General features: G+C 57.1%; 23 protein-coding genes. 14 read left to right on the top strand and 9 right to left on the bottom strand.

Going from position 1 to position 19053, the window contains the following annotated elements:
* Positions 1 to 42: 42 nt before the first annotated feature.
* The 8 genes from GXX82_14070 to GXX82_14035 all read left to right on the top strand — a co-directional run bounded on the left by GXX82_14070 (position 43) and on the right by GXX82_14035 (position 7974).
* Positions 43 to 924 (top strand): P-loop NTPase, encoded by an 882-nt coding sequence (locus GXX82_14070; protein ID NLT24165.1) that lies wholly within the window; start codon positions 43 to 45, stop codon positions 922 to 924.
* Entirely contained in the window at positions 921 to 1790 is an 870-nt protein-coding gene (locus tag GXX82_14065) for a P-loop NTPase (GenBank protein NLT24164.1), read from the top strand. The genes GXX82_14070 and GXX82_14065 overlap by 4 nt, the downstream gene beginning before the upstream one ends.
* Positions 1791 to 1793: 3 nt before the next feature.
* The gene (locus GXX82_14060; GenBank protein ID NLT24163.1) at positions 1794 to 3065 is read left to right on the top strand and encodes a P-loop NTPase; all 1272 of its coding nucleotides are present in this window, start codon (positions 1794 to 1796) and stop codon (positions 3063 to 3065) included.
* Positions 3066 to 3138: 73 nt separating this feature from the next.
* A complete protein-coding gene (locus tag GXX82_14055) occupies positions 3139 to 3891 on the top strand; it encodes a DUF364 domain-containing protein (GenBank protein NLT24162.1) in 753 nt (250 codons plus the stop codon).
* Complete coding sequence (locus GXX82_14050) at positions 3888 to 4277, top strand: iron-sulfur cluster assembly scaffold protein (protein ID NLT24161.1); 390 nt, start codon at positions 3888 to 3890, stop codon at positions 4275 to 4277. The genes GXX82_14055 and GXX82_14050 overlap by 4 nt, the downstream gene beginning before the upstream one ends.
* Before the next feature lie 38 nt (positions 4278 to 4315).
* The gene (locus tag GXX82_14045) at positions 4316 to 5215 is read left to right on the top strand and encodes a sulfurtransferase (GenBank protein ID NLT24160.1); all 900 of its coding nucleotides are present in this window, start codon (positions 4316 to 4318) and stop codon (positions 5213 to 5215) included.
* A gap of 307 nt (positions 5216 to 5522) precedes the next feature.
* Positions 5523 to 6836 (top strand): cation diffusion facilitator family transporter, encoded by a 1314-nt coding sequence (locus tag GXX82_14040; protein ID NLT24159.1) that lies wholly within the window; start codon positions 5523 to 5525, stop codon positions 6834 to 6836.
* A 91-nt stretch (positions 6837 to 6927) separates the two neighbouring features.
* Complete coding sequence (locus GXX82_14035; protein NLT24158.1) at positions 6928 to 7974, top strand: MBL fold metallo-hydrolase; 1047 nt, start codon at positions 6928 to 6930, stop codon at positions 7972 to 7974.
* 57 nt (positions 7975 to 8031) lie between these two features.
* Here the strand turns inward: GXX82_14035 and GXX82_14030 are convergent, their stop codons facing one another.
* The 3 genes from GXX82_14030 to GXX82_14020 form a co-directional block, all read right to left on the bottom strand.
* Entirely contained in the window at positions 8032 to 8748 is a 717-nt protein-coding gene (locus tag GXX82_14030) for a peroxiredoxin (GenBank protein ID NLT24157.1), read from the bottom strand.
* Positions 8749 to 8839: 91 nt separating this feature from the next.
* On the bottom strand, positions 8840 to 9529 hold the full coding sequence (locus GXX82_14025) for a DUF1847 domain-containing protein (protein NLT24156.1): 690 nt from the start codon (positions 9527 to 9529) through the stop codon (positions 8840 to 8842).
* Positions 9526 to 9879, bottom strand: coding sequence for a molybdenum cofactor biosynthesis protein MoaE (locus GXX82_14020; GenBank protein ID NLT24155.1), 354 nt, complete (start codon positions 9877 to 9879; stop codon positions 9526 to 9528). The genes GXX82_14025 and GXX82_14020 overlap by 4 nt, the downstream gene beginning before the upstream one ends.
* 200 nt (positions 9880 to 10079) lie before the next feature.
* Here GXX82_14020 and GXX82_14015 point away from each other — a divergent pair, with 200 nt between their 5' ends.
* The 4 genes from GXX82_14015 to GXX82_14000 all read left to right on the top strand — a co-directional run bounded on the left by GXX82_14015 (position 10080) and on the right by GXX82_14000 (position 13387).
* Positions 10080 to 12095: a sodium:proton exchanger gene (locus GXX82_14015; GenBank protein NLT24154.1), complete on the top strand. Its 2016-nt coding sequence runs from the start codon at positions 10080 to 10082 to the stop codon at positions 12093 to 12095.
* 375 nt (positions 12096 to 12470) lie between these two features.
* Complete coding sequence (locus tag GXX82_14010; GenBank protein ID NLT24153.1) at positions 12471 to 12773, top strand: DUF134 domain-containing protein; 303 nt, start codon at positions 12471 to 12473, stop codon at positions 12771 to 12773.
* On the top strand, positions 12770 to 13147 hold the full coding sequence (locus GXX82_14005) for a diguanylate cyclase (GenBank protein NLT24152.1): 378 nt from the start codon (positions 12770 to 12772) through the stop codon (positions 13145 to 13147). Before GXX82_14010 ends, GXX82_14005 begins: the two co-directional genes overlap by 4 nt.
* 9 nt (positions 13148 to 13156) lie before the next feature.
* Positions 13157 to 13387 (top strand): zinc ribbon domain-containing protein, encoded by a 231-nt coding sequence (locus tag GXX82_14000; protein ID NLT24151.1) that lies wholly within the window; start codon positions 13157 to 13159, stop codon positions 13385 to 13387.
* A 27-nt stretch (positions 13388 to 13414) separates the two neighbouring features.
* Here GXX82_14000 and GXX82_13995 read toward each other — a convergent pair whose 3' ends face one another.
* From GXX82_13995 to GXX82_13970, 6 genes are all read right to left on the bottom strand, one after another.
* A complete protein-coding gene (locus GXX82_13995; protein ID NLT24150.1) occupies positions 13415 to 13762 on the bottom strand; it encodes a DsrE family protein in 348 nt (115 codons plus the stop codon).
* The gene (locus GXX82_13990) at positions 13762 to 14217 is read right to left on the bottom strand and encodes an arsenate reductase ArsC (GenBank protein NLT24149.1); all 456 of its coding nucleotides are present in this window, start codon (positions 14215 to 14217) and stop codon (positions 13762 to 13764) included. The genes GXX82_13995 and GXX82_13990 overlap by 1 nt, the downstream gene beginning before the upstream one ends.
* A gap of 126 nt (positions 14218 to 14343) precedes the next feature.
* Positions 14344 to 15042 carry a cytochrome C biogenesis protein gene (locus tag GXX82_13985; GenBank protein NLT24148.1) on the bottom strand — a complete coding sequence of 233 codons (699 nt, stop codon included), beginning with the start codon at positions 15040 to 15042 and terminating at the stop codon, positions 14344 to 14346.
* Entirely contained in the window at positions 15039 to 15458 is a 420-nt protein-coding gene (locus GXX82_13980) for a thioredoxin family protein (protein NLT24147.1), read from the bottom strand. The genes GXX82_13985 and GXX82_13980 overlap by 4 nt, the downstream gene beginning before the upstream one ends.
* A 283-nt stretch (positions 15459 to 15741) precedes the next feature.
* Complete coding sequence (arsB, locus tag GXX82_13975) at positions 15742 to 16836, bottom strand: ACR3 family arsenite efflux transporter (GenBank protein NLT24146.1); 1095 nt, start codon at positions 16834 to 16836, stop codon at positions 15742 to 15744.
* Positions 16837 to 16851: 15 nt separating this feature from the next.
* Positions 16852 to 17283, bottom strand: coding sequence for a metalloregulator ArsR/SmtB family transcription factor (locus GXX82_13970; GenBank protein NLT24145.1), 432 nt, complete (start codon positions 17281 to 17283; stop codon positions 16852 to 16854).
* Positions 17284 to 17430: 147 nt separating this feature from the next.
* On the opposite strand from GXX82_13970, the gene GXX82_13965 reads away from it, so the two are divergent.
* Both GXX82_13965 and GXX82_13960 read left to right on the top strand, forming a co-directional pair.
* Positions 17431 to 17751 carry a winged helix-turn-helix transcriptional regulator gene (locus GXX82_13965; GenBank protein ID NLT24144.1) on the top strand — a complete coding sequence of 107 codons (321 nt, stop codon included), beginning with the start codon at positions 17431 to 17433 and terminating at the stop codon, positions 17749 to 17751.
* Between the two features lie 11 nt (positions 17752 to 17762).
* Entirely contained in the window at positions 17763 to 19052 is a 1290-nt protein-coding gene (locus GXX82_13960; protein ID NLT24143.1) for a hypothetical protein, read from the top strand.
* Position 19053: the final 1 nt, after the last annotated feature.

Genomic DNA, 19053 nt, shown 5'->3' with positions numbered 1-19053 from the left:
CGGAGCCAGGATGGTGAGGGCATCATGATCGATTATACCGGTATGAACATCACGATGGCCAGCGGAAAGGGGGGAACCGGCAAAACAACGGTGGCTGTCAATTTCGCCTGGTTCCTCGCCTCGGCCGGCCAGCGTGTACAGTATCTCGACTGCGACGTGGAAGAGCCTAACGGCCACATCTTTCTCAAACCTTCGGTCACCGAGTCATCCTCGTCGAAGGTCATGGTCCCTGTCGTGGACCAGGAAAAATGCACATCCTGCGGTGAGTGCGGACTGAAATGTCAGTTCCATGCCATCGTGAATCTCCCCGGAGACACACTCATCTTTCCCGGTCTGTGCCACAGTTGCGGTCTTTGCGGCGCCGTGTGTCCTACCGGCGCCATCAGCGAGGGAGACAGGGAGATAGGGCTCATTGAGAAGGGAAGCGGGACAAAGGAAATAGATTTCATCCATGGCGTTCTCAATGTCGGAGAGGCGATGGCTGTGCCCCTCATAAAGAAAGTGAAGAACGGGCGAAAGGATCCGTACGTGCATATCGTGGACGCTCCCCCCGGGACTTCCTGTCCCGTTGTGGCGACCCTTAACGGATCCGACGCGGTCATCATGGTAACCGAACCAACACCTTTCGGGCTCCATGACCTGAAGATAGCCATAGATGTGGCGAGACTCCTCAACATACCCACGGGGGTCGTCATTAACCGGGACCAGGGCGGCTATCCGCCCCTGACCGACTATCTGGCCTCGGCCGGCGTGCCTGTGCTCGCAGTGATCCCCGAGGATGCCGAGATTGCCCGTCACTATTCACAGGGAAGTATCATCCTCGAGACCCTCCCCCGCTACGTCGACGTCTACCGGTCCCTGGCGGACAATCTTGAAAAGCTCCTCGACGCCCATGGCGCCCACGCAGGGAGGATAAGATCATGAAGGAGATAGTTGTCGTGAGTGGAAAGGGAGGGACAGGCAAGACCTCTGTCGTGGCATCGCTCGCCTGCCTCATCGACAGGAAGGCCATGGTGGATTGCGACGTGGATGCCGCCAATCTTGCCCTTGTTCTCAGTCCCCGTGTCATCGAGGAAAAGGAGTTCGCCGCCGGGAAAAAGGCGCGGATAATCAGCGAAAAATGCACCACCTGCGGGATCTGCAAAGATATGTGTCGCTTCGACGCCATTTCTGATGATTTCATCATCGATCCCGTGGCATGCGAAGGCTGCGGAGCCTGTTTCTTCTTCTGTCCGGCATCCGCCGTGGAATTCGAAACACCTGTTGCCGGACACTGCTACATATGCGACACACCGGCAGGGGACCCTTTCGTCTACGCGGAACTCTCGCCCGGAGAGGAAAATTCTGGTAAACTGGTTACCATGGTAAGGACGGAAGCCAAGGCACAGGCGGAACGCGCCGGCCTGTCACGGATCCTCATCGACGGACCTCCGGGCATCGGATGCCCCGTTATCTCATCGATCACGGGGACATCGCTCGCTCTCATCGTCACCGAGCCGACCGCTTCAGGGATCCACGACCTTGAACGGATCGCGCAGCTTGCCCGGCATTTCTCGCTTCCCGCCGCCGTGATCATCAACAAGAGCGATATCAACCCGGTCTGCAGTGATTCGATAGATGAGTACTGCGGCAGGAACAACATACCCGTTCTCGGCCGCCTTCCCTACGAAAGGGCCATCTCGGAGGCCCAGCGGCAGGGAAAGGCAATAGTGGAATATGCACCGGACCTTCCCGTGAGCAAGGCCTTGCGGGAGATATCGGAGCAAATAATATCAATATACAAGGAGTAACGTATGGCAGAGTGTGGACAGACAACACAGGATAAGGACATGGACGACCTTGTCCTCCAGGAACGCTTGAGCCGGATCAACCGGACCCTTATGGTCCTTTCCGGCAAGGGTGGAGTGGGCAAGAGCACAGTGGCGGTCAATGTGGCCTTGAGCCTGGCCGCGCAGGGACAGAGGGTCGGCCTCCTCGACGTCGATATTCATGGGCCAAGCATCCCGAAGATGCTCGGGCTCAACGGCCAGAAACTGGGTGTCAAGGACAACGAGATACTCCCCATTGAAGTCTTCGGGAAACTTCACGTCGTATCAATGGGGCTGCTCCTCGAGCACGACGACCAGCCGGTCGTCTGGAGGGGCCCTCTCAAGTACAACGTGATCAAGGAATTTCTCCAGAACGTCATGTGGGGACAACTCGATTATCTCGTCATCGACGCGCCTCCTGGGACGGGCGACGAACCCCTCTCCGTAGGACAGTTGATCAAGGAGCGTGCCAGCGCCATCATCGTGACGACACCACAGCAGGTATCGACCATCGACGTCGCGAAGTGCATCACCTTCTGCAAACAGCTGGAGCTTCCCGTGGCCGGCATCATCGAGAACATGAGCGGGTTCATCTGCCCTCACTGCGGAAAAGAGGTTGACATCTTCATGAAGGGTGGGGGAAAGGAGCTGGCACAGCGTATGAACGTCCCCTTCCTGGGGGCGGTGCCGCTCGATCCCGACATCGTCAAGAGTGGAGACAACGGGATACCCTACGTGCTATCCTACAGCACCTCGGAAACAGCGAAACGTTTTGACGAGATCGTGGACAAGATCACCGCGGTCTATTCAGGCAATACCGATATCCCCCGGGCGCCGGCAAAACAAGACAAGGTGGAGAACTCCGTCACACCATCCTCCAGCGGCGCGAGCGAGGGAGATATCGTTACCCAGGGAGGCACCATGAAATTCGCCGTTCCCACGAACGAAGGCAAGCTCTGCATGCATTTCGGTCATTGTGAGGCTTTTGCCCTCATCGACTCCGATGCCCAGGGCAACGTCATGAATGAAACATACGTGACACCTCCTCCCCACGAACCCGGCGTTCTCCCGCGGTGGCTCGCTGAGCAGGGCGTGAACTGCATCATAGCGGGAGGCATGGGGAGCCGTGCCCAGCAGCTTTTCGCCCAGCAGGGCGTCAGGGTTGTAACGGGCGCGCAGGAAGCAGACCCGAAAAAGGCTGTGGAGAACTACCTGAAAGGAACGCTCGTCACCGGCGCCAACACGTGCGACCATTAAAGATACCGGCAGGATCTTCGGGGACGGCTGACGGACCGCGTCATCCGTCCCCGAACGGAAACAGGCCATCATTATGAAAGTGCTCGAGGACATCATATCGTCCATCACCGTCGATGCTCCCGTCACGGATGTGACCAGGGGCATCTTCTGGACAGCTGTGGTCAGCCGGCATTGCGGTCTGGCATCGACGATGATCTATGACTGCAAGATGGAAGACGGCAGGGAGCCGGGGCAAACATCATACCTCCAGACAAGCGCGGCTTCCCTGGCGAAGGGCGCGGTGCTCTCCAGCACTCTCGATGCATCGGTGGGGCTCGCCGCGATCAATTCCCTCATCGATGTCGACATGGCGCGATGCATCGACCTCAACGCCGGGGATTATCTCGCCGAGAACGGCCAGGGAAAGAACATCACGGTGATCGGTCATTTTCCCTTTGTCGATGACCTGAGAAAGGTCGCGAAGAACCTCTGGGTCATCGAAAAGAGGTTGCAACCCGGGGACCGACCCGAGGAAGAGACCGGGACCCTCCTCGCGCGATCCGACCTGATAGCCATCTCCAGCACTACCCTCATCAATCACACCCTCGGCACCATACTCGGCCTTTGCCCTTCGGGCAGCACAAAGATGCTGCTCGGTCCCACCACGCCTCTCACAAGCGTGCTGTTCGATCACGGCGTCGACATCATCTCCGGTTCCATCGTCACCGACCCTGACACGGCACTCCTCGGTATCCGTCAGGGAGCAAACTTCAGGGCATTGAAGCGTACCGGTTCCATCCGGCTCGTCACCCTAATGAAAAACCAGAGAGGGCACAGTCTCCAATGAACGAATACACTCCGATCGTCATGGACCATTTCAACAACCCCCGCAACGTCGGCATCATCACCAACCATGACGGGATGGGGGAGATCGGCGACCCGAACTGCGGGGACTTCCTCAGGGTCTTCATCAAAGTTGAGGACAACATCATCGTGGCCATACGATACCAGATCCGGGGATGTCCCGCTTCCATTGCCTGCGCGAGTGTCATGACGGAGCTTGCCGTCGGCAAGGACCTCGACGAGGCCATGATGATCGATGATATGGATATCGTCAAGGCCCTGGGAGGCCTCCCGGAGTACAAGCTCCATTGCTCGAATCTCGGCGCGACGGGATTGAAGAAAGCGATCCTGAACCACCTTGCGCGTTATATGTCGAGTTTGAAGGATTAGGCCGGGAAGGCAGTATTCCGCATCACGAGGAGGCAGTCATGAAACCTGTTCTCATGGCACTTATCCTGGTTGTTCTCGCGCTTTCCGTGGGAACAACCGCAAACGCGGCCGAAGGGATATCCCCGGTCGTCACAACGAAGTGGCTCGCGGAGAACATGAAGGATCCCCGCCTTGTCATCACCGATATCAGAAAGGTCGAGGAATACAAAGAGGACCACCTGCCCGGGTCCATCAGCCTGACATACAACGCGTGGCGGACCATGGATAAGGAGATCTCATGCCAGCTCCCCCCGAAGGACGATATCGAGGACAATCTGAGGTCCGCGGGGATCAGCCGGGACAGCATTGTGGTTATCGTCGGCAAGACAGACACGGACCTTGACCGGGCGCACCCGGCACGGGTCGCCTGGACGATGAAATATGCCGGTATCGCCAATGTGGCCATTCTTGACGGCGGTTACAGCAAGTGGAAGGCGGAGGGGCGTCCCCTTGTCAGCGGCTGGGCGACCGCAACGCCCAGCTCTCATTGCTGCGCCTGGAACAAGGACCTGCTCTGTTCAAAGGAATGTCTCAGGGAAAAGGCCGGTCGCGTCACCATAGTCGATACGAGGATCCACAGTCATTTTACCGGTAAAGTGCGAGACCCGGGCATCAGGAAGAAGGGGCACATTCCCGGCAGCGTCAATCTGCCCTATACTTACGCGTTCAGAAAGGACGGGACCTTCCGGAGCAGGGAAAGCCTCGACCGCTACGCTGTCCGTACCGTCGGCAAGGACAGGAAGAAGGAGATCGTCGTCCTGTGCTGCACCGGCCGCTTCTCTCCCACGTGGTGGTACATGCTGAGTCAGGTCCTGGGATATGAGAAGGTCTCCCTTTTCGATGGGTCCATGGAGGAATGGTGCGCGGACTCCTCGGCGCCTCTCGTCGAGGACCGGTAGGCGGGGAGCGGGTGGTACGCCGATGGCCTGAGAGGAGACACATCGCACCGGCAGGAGCGGAGGTCCGGGATGTCATTCGGATTCAGAGGCAGGCACGGTCATCGCAAACGTGGTGGAAAGGCCCTCACCGGAGAGACGGGTGACCCGGCCCGTTCGTGTGCCGTGCCGCCACGGCAGTGCATTTGTCCGCAGTGCGGCATGATAACGGACAAGGTTCCCGGGCAACCCTGCTTTTTGACGCCCTGTCCCCGCTGTCAGAGCATGATGGCGGGGCGGTTCCCGGCAGAGGACCGACGGGAATAAAGCCATGAAAAATGGCGATATCGCCCAGGTCGATCTGGCAAGGGGTCAGCGGACGGCCCTTTTTGCCTCTGCTGTAACCTTCGGGCTCGCCGCCGCCAAAGCCCTCATCGGCTACGGGTTTCATTCTCCTCTTCTCGTCGCCGACGGTTTCCACACCTTTTCCGACTTCACCGTGATATTCGCCTCATGGTTCGGGCTTTTTCTGGCTGCCCGCAAAAAGACGGAGCGTTTCCCCTATGGTCTCTACAAGGCCGAGACCCTTGTCAGTTTCATCATCGGACTTCTCGTTGCCTGGGCAGGGATCGAGGTGTTCCTGGAGGGGGTGAGGAAGTTCGGTCCCCCCGCATCGACAGGTGCCTTTCCCCTGCTGCCGATCGTTGTTTCCTGCGTCTCCATGGTCATCGGCTACTTCCTTGCGCGGCGGGAAGGCGCAGTCGGAAATGAGATCAATTCCCAATCTCTCAAAACGATAGCCCAGGACTCATACCTCAATATTGCCGTGTCCTTCGCGGTCCTCGCGGGTATCCTGGCCGCCTGGTTTTCCATCCCCTATGTGGAGGGAGTGCTCCTCGTCATCATCTCCCTGCTCATCCTGAAGCTGGGCCTCGAGACCATCTGGTTTTCCCTGCTCATCCTCCTCGACGCCAATCTTGACCGTCCGCTGCAATCGGAGATCATACAGGAGATCAGTGACATCCAGGGCGTAACCGGGGTTCGGGACGTTAAGATAAGACAGGCCGGGCCTTTCAGGCTTGTGGAGTGCAATATCGAAAGCAACCCCCACGCGCCTCTGTACCAGGCCCACGGCGTTGCCGACAGGGTGGAAGACCGCGTCAAAAAGACCTTTCCCTACATAGAGTCCGTGTACGTCCATGTGGAACCCGGAAGGCTCAGGACCACCGTTGCCATAATCCCCGTCAAGAATATCGATGGTCTCAACTCAAAGGTCCACGGCCATTTCGGCCGGGCACCGTACTTCATCGTTGTGAAGATCGGGGAAAGCGGGGTCGAGATCGAGGATTTCTATTACAATGAGCACCTCGGGAAGAAGGCCAGCATTCACGTAGGGGTCAAGGTTATAAAGGAATTGACACGGTATGGCCTCAATACTCTTTTTACATCCCAGATAGGAGAGATATCCTTTCACATGCTTAAAGACGCCTTCGTGGACATTTACAGGGCCCGGGAAGATGAACCGGTCACGGAAACCCTTGAACGTTTCCGCCGGGGCGACATGGAACTCCTCAGCGCTCCCACCCATCCCGCCGAGAAATCACTGGCCGAAGGCGCAATACGGTCGGGAGGGGACAAACCATGACGGGTCGTTTCCCCGCGGCGAACTTATCCAGGTTTGTTCACCGCCGCCTGACGATCAGGCAGCCGGTCAATCCACAAGAGGGGAGGTTATCATGGAAGAAAGAGGTGCGACAAGGAGGGAGTTCATGAAACTGATGGCCGCAACAGGCGTGGCCCTGGGGGCAGCTGGTCCTCTGTCCAGAACGATGGCATTCGCCCGAAGCGGGGGAAAAGAGGACATCGGCCTCTGCAAAAGCGTGAAGATCACCTGTATCTCGGAAACGAGCTGGTTCGACGGAAACGTCCTCATGAAGAACATGAAGGACGCGGGGGGTCCGAAGGCAAACCAGTGGATCGTCGACTGGGACCAGAAGAACAGCGGGGGTTACTCCAGCCTCATCGAGATCGAAGGCCTCGACGGCAGCCGTCACAGGTTCCTCCTCGACACGGGCTGGAACAACTCGTTCATGGATAAGGCCTTTGAACGGGAAGGCATCGGCAGCATGCTGAAGAAAGGCGAGATCGAGTTCCTCTACGTCACGCATGAGCACTTTGACCACTTCTTCGGTATAGAATCGGTCTTGAGGCACGATCCGCAAATCAAGGTCATCATACCCAACACGTTCTACGACGAGGGATATCGCCTGCTCGCCGGCGCCGAATTCGAGAAATCGAAGGTAAAAAACTCCATTCCCTATAAAGGCACACTCGTAAAGCACGACCCCGCGAAGATATACAGGCTCTATCCCGGCTGCGCCTCCGTCACCTTCGACCTGCCCATACCCTGCCGCACCCGGGGGGAACAATCCCTCTACTTCAACGTCAAGGATAAGGGGATCGTCTGCGTCACCGGGTGCTGTCACCAGAACATCATCGATTTTGCCGAGTTCGCCAGGACAAAACTCGAGGGGGGACAAAACCTGTATGGTCTTTACGGGGGTCTCCACATCGCTCCCGTAGGACCGCTCAGCCCCGAGGGGGAAAAGACGGTCAGGGAAATGGCGAGATTCGGTTTCAGGAAGATCGCCTGCAACCATTGCACCGGGGTGAGCGCCGTCGAGAAGATGGTGGAACTGGGCTATCCCGTCGTCAAGGGCAGCGGCCGACACGGATCCCCCAGCAAGATGTACCTGGGCAACGGAGACGTCGTAGTCTTCTGAAAATGCAGCGGGGCCGGGGGATCACGCACAGTCTCCCGGCCCCGGTGCTCTGATCGCCTAATCCTCGAACGCCATCTGCGGCTGCCAGACCGTCCAGACCTTCCCGACGAGATCCGGCGAGGGCGTGAGCGTCACCTTGCCCGGCCGCCATCCCGACGGGGTTGCCTCGCCGGTCGCGCGCACGTGCTGGAATGCCTGCACCTGCCTGATGAACTCCGCCACGTTGCGGCCCACGGGAGGCGTAATGACCTCCATGGCCTGGATGACGCCGTCGGGGTCGATTATAAAACGGCCGCGGATATCGACCCCTCCCTCCTCATCGTATACCCCGTAGACCTTTCCGATACGTCCCCCCGCGTCTGAAAGCATCGGAAAGGGAAGACCGCCCTTGACCATCTTCGACAGTTCATCCTCGTTCCAGATCTTGTGAACGAAACTGCTGTCGACGCTGCACGCGAGGATCTGGACCCCAAGCGCCTTCAGCTCTTCGTGCTTGACGGCGACCGCCGCCAGCTCTGTCGGTCAAACGAAGGTGTAGTCCCCGGGATAGAAGCAAAGGACGACCCACTGACCCTTGAACTCGGAAAGGGTGATGTTTTTGAACCCACCGTCGACAAATGCGTTCGCCTCGAAATCCGGTGCCGGTTTGCCCACTCTTGCTGTCACCATGGCCACCTCCCTTTCAATTGGTGCGGATGCTGCGGACCCTTCGGCCGATGGGGCGCTTATCGGGCCTTTGGCCGTTTTGACACATGATTCTTTCTGTTGTGCCATGTTCACCTCCCGTCAACACAGATAAGTTTAGCCCATGATGCCGGACTTGGGAAGGGAAAGGGTCCCGGCACAAATTCTGCCGGTCCTTCCTTCACTCCACCGGGTTTTCCAGCCAGGAATAATACCCTTCCGACAGATACACGGCCGCGAGGGGATTGTGCCCCATGACACGGTCTTTCACGGCAAGCACCGTGGAGGGCGCCTTGGCATATTTCAGGAAAAGCGAGTCATGGCCGACACAAAGCCCCAGGAGGACATTGAACTCGCATTTCGCGTCATTCACCACCAGGGCCTGCAGTATGGGGTTGCACATGGCCTCGAATTCACCCCGGAACATCTTGTGCTCGTCCTCGAGGCCGATCTCTTCCTTCGGCACCCTGCCGACCTTGCACATCACCGAGACGACATCGAAGCCTTTTCGCGCAAATATCCCGGAAACCGTCGCGGCTTCCTTTGCCAGCCCTCCGCAGAAAACAAGACCCAGCTTGCTGTACCCCATCTTCTTCGCGAACTCGCAGATCTCCAGTATTCTCGGTTTGGCGGGGTGCAGCCGGTAGGGCTTCCGGTCGCGGTCGATGTAACACTCCCCTTCCTGGATGGATGCCTGGCGGGCGAACTCCCGCACCGCTTTCTTTCTGTACTCCCTCCGCGCTTTCTCGATAAGCTCTTTCTTGAGAACTGTAGGACAGCCCCTCGAACCCTTTCCGTCGGGACTTGTGCAGACCCGTTCCCGAAGGGGGATGTCGCAAGCGGCACAGGTGCTCTCCTCGCGCTTTTTCAAGACAGCACCTCCTCTTCATGAACAACCTCTCCCTTGACCTTCGAAAGAAGTTCCTGCAGAACGGGCAGGACATCGGTCCTGAAACGTCCCGCCACGAGGACATACATGATATCGTCTCCAACCCTCAGGTCCCCTTCATTGATCCAGACCCTCACGTCCGCAATTCCTTCACGCCTTTTCGCCTCGTCGATGACGGCCGCGAGGCGCTCACGGTCGTAAGAAAGCCGCATGCCTTTCACCGGCCTTCCCTCTTTCGAGCTCGCCCGCACGACACCGTTATGCACAAGCATCATTCCCAGTTCGCCCGGATCCGTCGATCTTTTTACCTCTTCGATCCATTTCTCGATCATGGCATTCCTCCTACCGGTTTCTAACACCGATGGAAGGGAAAATCAAGAAGCAGCCTCCCTGCGGCTTAAGGGTCCGGAGACGGAGCAACGGAGAGAACCCTTGGTTTTCCGGGCCAATCCGCGTATTATATAGAAACCGCCGCGCATCCACGCAGCGTGGCCCGGCAAACACGATCACAGGCGTGGAGAGAAAGGAACAAATGGTCGTTGAATACCTTCAGGCGATGGTGATCGTTCTCGGGATAAGCGCCCTCATAGTGTTCGTCCTCGGGAAGCTCCGGATATCGTCCGTGGTGGGTTTCCTCCTGGCCGGCATTCTCATCGGACCGTCCGCTTTCAACCTCGTCGGCGACCCGCACGAGATCGAACTCCTCGCCGAGATCGGGGTCGTCCTGCTCATGTTCACCATTGGGCTCGAGTTTTCCCTCAAGAACCTCTTCCAGCTGAAGTCGATCGTGCTCGGGGGCGGGGCCATGCAGGTCGCGCTCACGATCGCCTTTGTCGTCTGCATAGGCTATTTCTTCTATGGCCAGCCGCTTGAGGGGGCTCTGTTCGACGGCTTTCTCGTGGCCCTGAGCAGCACGGCGATCGTCTTCAAGATCCTCCTCGACCGCGCCCAGATGAACAGCCCCCATGGGCGTTTTTCCGTGGGGATATTGATCTTCCAGGACCTCTGTGTCGTGCCCTTCATGCTTCTCATCCCTGTCCTTGCCGGCAATTCGGGCGGCAGCAGCATAGCCCTCACTGTTGTGAAGGCAGCACTGGTCATAGCCCTCATACTCTTTGCCTCCCGGTGGTTCGTACCCTTCGTATTCAAACAGGTGGTGGGGATGAAGAGCCGGGAGCTCTTCGTGATATCCATCATTACGCTGTGCCTCGGCACGGCACTGCTCACATCGTCCATGGGCCTCTCGCTGGCCCTCGGCGCCTTTCTGGCCGGCATGGTCATCTCGGAATCAGAGTATGCGGCCCAGGCCGTTTCGGACGTCCTTCCCTTCAAAGAGAGTTTCACGGGGCTTTTCTTCATCTCCGTCGGCATGCTCCTCGACCTCAAAGTGCTTGTAAACAACGTCGCCGGCGTGTCGGTGATGGTCTTTGTGATAGTGGTACTCAAGACGACCGCCATCACCATCACCGGCATGGTCCTCGGTAACACCCTTAAAAACTCTCTCATGACAGGTCTTCATCTCTTTCAGATCGGCGAATTCTCGTTCATCCTGGCGCTGGAAGGAAAGAAGTATGGCCTTATCACCGACGATCTCTATCAAGCCTTTCTGTCGGCTTCGATCATCACGATGATAATGACACCCTTTCTCATACGGGGATCATCATCCATCGCGGAATGGATCGCCAGGAAGAGTCCTCTTCGCTTCCTGGGAAAGGGAAAAGGAGCCGCGGAACGCTATCCCGGGAGCATAAAGGACCACGTGATCATAATCGGCTTCGGCCTCAACGGCGGGAATCTGGCGCGTGTCCTCCGTTCCATGGATATCAAATATGTCACTCTGGAGCTCAACAGCAAGACCGTCCGGGCGGGGAAGAAGAAGGGTGAACCGATCTACTACGGCGATGGCACCAGCGCGGAGGTTCTCCACAAGATAGGAATACGACACGCAAGCGTCCTTGTGGTCGCCATCAGCGACGCCCCGTCCACCAGGAGAATAGTGCAACTGGCGCGGTCGTCGAACCCTCATCTGTACATCATTGCCCGCACGAAGTACGTGGCTGAGGTGGAAGGACTGAAGCATCTCGGAGCCAACGACGTCATACCCGAGGAATTCGAGACCTCCGTGGAGATATTCTCCAAGGTCCTGAACCGGCTGCAGGTTCCCGTCAACGACATCCGGGACCACATCGACAGGATACGGCAGGACAATTACCTTGCATTGAGGGTTGTGAAGCTCCCCAGGAGATACCTCGTCGAACGCGAGGACATACTCAAGAACATCGTGATCGAGACCTACCGGATACGGCAGGGCTCGGTGGCCGATGAAAAAACCCTCAGGGATCTCAACCTCCGGTCGAAGACGGGCGTGACAGTGATCGGTATCGAACGCGCCGGGGAGGTCCATAGAATGCCCTCTCCTTCCCTGCGCCTCGTTGCCGATGACGTCCTGCTTTTCATCGGCAGCCGTGAGGATATCGACTGCGCTGTCGATTATCTCGATTCCAGTGAAAATGGGCCCCCGCAATGCTCAATAAGAGAGGATGTGTGAAGCAATGAACCCCTTTTTGGCCGCAGCGATAGGAACTGTTCTGCATCTCAAGAGAAAGTGCCCCAAATGCAGGCGTGAGCAGGTGACAAAGCCGAGCGAACAACACAGGACAGTCACCTGCAAATTCTGCGGAACAAAGATACCACCCAGAAGAACAGACGAATGACGTTCAAGGGTTCAAAAGTTCAAGAGTTCAAGGTCATTTAGTCCAAGCGACATTCAGGAAGAGCTTTGGGTGCGCCAGCCAGTGATTGTGTTGACGACCGGTCTTTCTTCGCGGTCTTTCCCTTGAACCCTTGAACCCTTGAACTTTTGAACCCTTGAACCTTTCCTTGAGCTCTTGACTTGTTTTGAGCATATGCTTAAAATAACACCATGTCTCGCCCGAGGAAATGCAGGTGCGTATGCTGCAAACTGGAGTCGGATTGCTTCAAGCCCCGCGGCACACCCCTCACAGACCTTGAAGAGGTCACCCTGCAAATGGATGAGCTTGAAGCCCTTCGCCTTGCCGATGTCGAGGGGCTCTACCAGGAAGAAGCGGCGAGGCAGATGAACATCTCGCGGGCAACCTTCGGCAGGATCGTGGAGGCGGCGCACCGGAAGGTCGCCGACGCCATCCTCCACGGTAAGGCCCTGAGGATAGACTCTGAAGAAACAGTAACAGGAGGAACACCATGAAGATATGCTTTGCGGTCCTGAAAGACGAAGGCGTTGAAAGCACCGTTTACAATCATTTCGGCTCCGCGCCGGCTTTTGTTGTTGTCAACACGGAAGGCAACGACGTTTCGACGGTGGTCAACCGCGATGCCGACCACATCCACGGCGCCTGTAATCCGATCAAGGCGATCGGCGGGACAGAGGTGGACGCCGTAGTCGTTGGAGGCATCGGCGCCGGGGCTCTCATGGGGCTCAACGCGAAGGGCATTAAGGTCTTCAAGGCCACGGGGACGACGATAAAGGACAATCTTGCCCTTTTCAGCGAGAACAAGCTTCCCGAGCTGACCATCGATCGCACCTGCGCCGGGCATGCCGGCGGATGCGCCCATCATTAAGGAGAACATATGCCGATCTACGAATACAAATGTGAGGACTGCGGGGCCGTAAGCGAATTCATCGTCTTCTCCGCGGATGAGGAAGTGGCCTGCCGGTCATGCGGTGGCACGAAGCTGACGAAGCTCATGTCCGCCCACAATACCTCCGCTTCATCGGGCTCGTCTTCCATGCCCAATCTCGGAGGTTGCTGCGGTTCCCCCGGTTCCTGCGGTACACCGGGCGGCTGCTGTTCCGGCTAGTACCGGTCGGGTCCTACGTGGACGGGGTTAGAAGGTTATAACCTCGTACCCGTTGTTGATATAACGGGCCATACCAGGATGGCCCGACATATCATCAAGGAGGCGCAATCCCTGCTCCTCCGCTGCCTTCAGGGAACCCATCTTGTTGGCGCAGGCCTTGCAGGCCCCTTCTATGAGCCCCTTTTCCCTGGCGTTGCGGTACAGGACGGCAACGGGATTGCCCTCTTCGACCAGGTCGGGAATAAGCTTCGTGGCCGCCCCTTCTATCACCACCTTCACATCATATCCCGCCGTCTTCATGTTGACGGCATTGAGCAACACATGGACAAAACACATGGGTTCACCGTTGAAGGCGAACAGGACTACCTTCTTCATCACGAGCCTCCCTCACCTTTGTCAGGGCCCGCCTCTTCCATGAACTGCAGGACCCTTCTCTTTATGGCATCGCGAACGCGACGCGTCTTTTCAAGCTTCTCGACAAAAGAACCGGTAAACAACGCGGGGTCCTCGAAGCTCCAGTGGAGCGTGTGGGTCCTGAGTCCCGGGAAAATGGGGCAGGCCTCGGCACTCGCCTCGTCGCAGACGGTGACCACGTACGAATACAACTCTCCCCTCCTGTACTTCTCAAAGACACTCTTCGTCCTGTTGCCGGATATGTCGATCCCCTCTTCCTTCATCACCTCTACGGCGAGAGGGTTCAGCACGCCGGGCTCCATCCCCGCGCTTTCCGCGTGAAACCGGTCTCCTGCCAGCCTGTTGACAAACGCTTCGGCCATCTGGCTTCTCGCGCTGTTATGGATACACACAAAAAGGACCCTCGGCTTCTCCATTACCCCACCTCCATTTTGATCGATCTCCCCGGGAACGCGTAACGAAGGGATGCCATGCCTTCACACTAAGCCTTTCTTCCCCTCTTTTCAACCCGGGACGTGCCCGGAGCGTTTCCAGCGTCTGTTTCACGCGGTGTAGACCAGGTAGATCCCGCCACATATGACGAGGACCCCGCAGACTATCTTCACGATCCTCGCCCCCATGGACCGCTCATTCCAGTTGAGATAGTTCTGAACAGCCTCGGTGAAGGTGCCGGCAAGGACGATGATCGAGCAATGACCCACCGCGTAGGCAAGGAGGAGAAGGATCCCGTACCATATCTTTGTTGCGGAGAGTTGAAAGGTTATGCTGAGCATGGGCGCCATGTAAGCGAAGGTGCAGGGGCCAAGGGCCACACCGAACACGGCCCCCAGGATAAAGGCGGCAAGAAGGCCTCTCCTCTTCATATCTACATTGCCCGGCCCGGACCAGGGCATGGGTATGACGCCGACAAGATGGAGCCCGACGAGAAAGAAAACGAGGGCAACGAAGTAATTGCCGTAGCGGCCCACGTCGCCCATCATCCGTCCCGCCGTTGCCGTGACAAGCCCGATGAGCCCGATACTTATCATGATCCCCGACGAGAACAGGGAAGCGGTGTAGAAAGCTCTCCTGGGCGACGTTCGGCCCTGCTCGTCGATGAAGCCCACGATCAGGGGAATGCTCGATAGATGGCAAGGGCTGAGTACAAGGCTCAGGATTCCCCAGAGGAAGGATGCCCCGAGCGCGATGGCGGGGGTCCCCTCAACGGCGCTCGTCAGCACTATGAAAACCTTCTCGATCACTTACCCTTCTTCCCGCCGTCCTTCCTCACCAGAGCGACCCCGAGCTTCTTGAAGGCTGCGAGAATGTTCTCCTTTGATATGTATCCCATGTGCCGGTAACGCTCCTTCCCTGAAGCATCATAGAAGATCTGCGTCGGTATTCCCCTCACGCCCAGTTTCACGGCGGTCTCAGGGTCCACCTGGACATCGATGAACTCGACGCGGAGAACACCCGCGTATTCAACCTTCAGTTCCTCCAGGATGGGCTCCATCATCTTGCAGGGGATGCACTGTTTCGATCCGACATCGACCAGCGCCGGGTACCGCACGGCGGCGGGAGGAACCGCGGGACCCTTCGAGGTCGAGGAGACCTTTCGACCTGCCATGGCCTCATCCGAGGCAACGGCGGTCGATGCCATAATGGCCCACGACAGCATGGTGAAGATGATCATGCAGAGTATCATGGACCTATTTTTCATCCTGAACTCCTTGCCGTTTATCAGGCGCCGGTACGCCGCATTTGCAGCCCGGGGAACAGGAATACAGGGTCACCCAGGCAAGCATAACAATGGCAATTACAAGAAGCATTTTCACTCACAGGCCTCCTTTTGTTCAGGCCTGGAACCGGCTGCTTCGCTCGCGGCGATGGACACAAAAGCCGGCCCCTGTACCTGTCTTCCGACATACGCGGATAGTATAAACGGTCCGCGCAATTCCCTTTCAATCCTTGCAGGACACATAACAAACACCCGTGGGCGTTTCCACCGCGTAGGGGAAGTATCTCTTCTTGATCCATAGCGACAGGTGAACCAAATTGATCAGCACCGGCACCTCGACAAGGGGGCCGATGACGGCGGCGAAGGCCTGTCCCGAGTTGATCCCGAAGACGGCCACCGCGACCGCTATGGCGAGTTCGAAGTTGTTTGACGCCGCGGTGAAAGACAGGGTGGCGGCCTGGCCGTAATGCGCTCTCGCCTTCGCGCTAATGTAGAAGGAAACGACGAACATGAAAACAAAGTAGACAAGAAGGGGTATGGCGATGCGCACGACGTCCATCGGGATCTTCACGATGTACTCACCCTTCAGGGAGAACATGACAAGTATGGTGAAAAGCAACGCGACGAGCGTTATGGGGCTTATCTTCGGTATGAACCTCTCGTGGTACCATGTCTTGTCCTTGACCTTGATAAGTACAAAGCGCGTGACAACCCCCGCGATGAAGGGTATGCCCAGGTAGATAAAAACACTCTCAGCTATCTGGCCGATGGTGATATCGACAACCACACCTTTGAGTCCCATAAGCGGAGGCAGGACGGTTATGAAGATATACGCGTACACAGAGAAGAACAGGACCTGGAAGATCGAATTGAAGGCGACAAGACCGGCGCAGTACTCGGTGTCGCCCTTTGCCAGGTCGTTCCAAACGATGACCATGGCGATGCACCGGGCGAGCCCGATCATGATAAGGCCGACCATGTATTCGGGGTAACCTCTCAGAAATGCGATGGCAAGAATGAACATCAGTATGGGTCCCACCACCCAGTTCTGCATAAGGGAGAGAACGAGAACCCTCCAGTTCTTGAAAACCTCCCCCAATTCTTCGTATTTCACCTTCGCCAGCGGCGGGTACATCATGAGGATAAGGCCCATGGCTATGGGGATGTTGGTGGTCCCGCTCTGGAACCGGTTCCAGAAACCGACAACCCCCGGAAAAAAATACCCCCAACCGACCCCGATGAACATCGCAAGAAAGATCCACAACGTCAGAAACCTGTCGAGGAAGGAAAGTCTTTTGCTCAAGTGTTCGGAGGTCATCGCTTCATGTCTCCTTCAGGAATTCGCTTTTTTCTTCCCTTTGTTCCCTGTCTTACCTGCGGCGGCCGTCCCTGTCGTCCCTGAAGCACGCTTGTTGGTTACAGGCGGCGCTTCGCAAAGTTTCCTCGCCTGTACCTCCTTCATCTTTTCCATATCATCCCGTGCCCAGCCGAGACCGGACAATTCCCTTTTGAGGAACTCGACATGTGCCGCGGCCAGCCCCTCAAGGGGTTCCTTCAGGAAGTAGTGCATCCACGTGCCGACCCTCCTGCCCTTTATGAGTCCCGAGTTCTTCAGATACGCCACGTGACGCGACACCTTCGACTGCGGTTCCTCGAGGACCGCCATCAGGTCGCACACACAGAGCTCCCCGTGGGTGAGAAGCATGAGTATGCGCAATCGCATCTGCTCGGAGAGTGCCTTGTATATCTGCGCTATGTCTTCCATCTCTCACCGCCCGCATCTATCTGCTTAAACGGATATAAGAATAAAGACTAAAAGTCTCCCGCTGTCAATGAAAAAGACCGTGAAAGAAATTCCTTGATTACTTATTGGTCTGTTGGTATATTGACCAACGATGCAAGAGGAGACGCTATGATAACAATGGAAGAAGCGGAAATACGAAGCAACATCATCAAGGCCATGGGTCACCCGGTGAGACTCATGATGATAGAGTTTCTAAAAGACGGCACACGGTCTTTTTCCGAGATATTCAGTCTCTTCACGTTGGACAAGTCCACCGTTTCAAAGCACCTGCTCGTCCTCAAAGAAGCCGGCATCATCACGTCTCAAAAGACCGGCGCGGACATGATCTACAGGCTGGAAGTGCCCTGCGTGACCGATTTTTTTTGCTGTGTCACCGCAGTGATCGAGAACAATGTCCGCAGACAGCAGGTGTGCCTCTGTAAAAGATAGAGGGCGATCATATGAAAGACATATACAAATTTCTCATACTCCTCGGGGCCTTTATCGCCGCTTATTTCATTCCCTTTGAAAGCGTATCGGTCCAGAAGGCCATCCTGGAATCTTTCTATATGCTCCAGGACTACGCGCAGAAGCATGTACTGCTGTGCCTCGTACCGGCCTTTTTCATCGCCGGTGCCATCTCGGTCTTCGTCTCCCAGGCATCGGTTATGAAGTACCTCGGCCCGGCGGCGAACAAGTGTCTCTCCTATTCGGTGGCATCCGTTTCGGGTACCGTGCTCGCCGTTTGCTCCTGCACCGTTCTGCCCCTTTTCGCCGGCATATACCGGATGGGGGCAGGCGTGGGACCCGCCACCTCGTTCCTGTACTCGGGACCCGCCATCAATGTCCTCGCCATCGTTCTGTCCGCCAAGGTCCTGGGGTGGAAGATCGGTCTGGCACGGGCCATCGGCGCGGTCCTGTTCGCCTACGTGATAGGACTTCTCATGGCCGTCACCTTCCGAAAGGAAGAGGCCTCCAAACAGGCTGTCTGCATGCCTGAGGAAGAGCCGAAGAGAAAGCTCTGGCAGGACGTCGTCTACATGGCGTCCATGATCGGCATCCTCGTTTTCGCGAACTGGGGAAAGCCGATGGAGGAAGCGGGGCTGTGGTATGGCATATATGTGGCAAAGTGGTACGTCACCGGTCTCTTCGGCATCCTCTTCGGTTTTGTTATTGTGAGGTGGTTCGGAGCAAAACCCCTACCCACCGTGATAATCGGCGCCGTCGTTCTCGTCCTTGCGCTTCTCTTCCCGAAGTGGCCTCTTCTACCTTTCTCGGCCGGCATCGCGGGGGTCGTGTGGGTAACGAAGACCTCGTCGGACGAGACCAAAAGCTGGATCGACTCAACCTGGATGTACGCTCTCATGATAGCACCCCTGCTGCTGGGCGGGGTTGTGGTTGCGGGATTTCTCCTCGGCATGCCGGGGACGGACAACGGGATCATCCCGTCCCGGTGGATTGCCGCATTGGTCGGGGGCAATGGTTTTCTCCCCAACCTCTTCGCGTCGATCGTGGGTGCCTTCATGTACTTCGCGACACTGACAGAGGTGCCCATCGTTGAGGGGCTTCTGGGCTCCGGGATGGGTCAGGGCCCCGCCCTCTCATTGCTTCTCGCAGGGCCCGCCCTTTCCCTACCGAGCATGATCGTCATCCGGACCGTCCTTGGCACGAAAAAGACCGCCGTCTTCATAGTGTACGTCGTATTGCTCTACACCTTCGCGGGCATGCTGTACGGGTGGATCATCGAATGAA

It is taken from the genome of Syntrophorhabdus sp. (assembly GCA_012719415.1).
Lineage (GTDB): Bacteria > Desulfobacterota > Syntrophorhabdia > Syntrophorhabdales > Syntrophorhabdaceae > Delta-02.
This window is presented reverse-complemented; position numbering and strand designations above follow the sequence as displayed.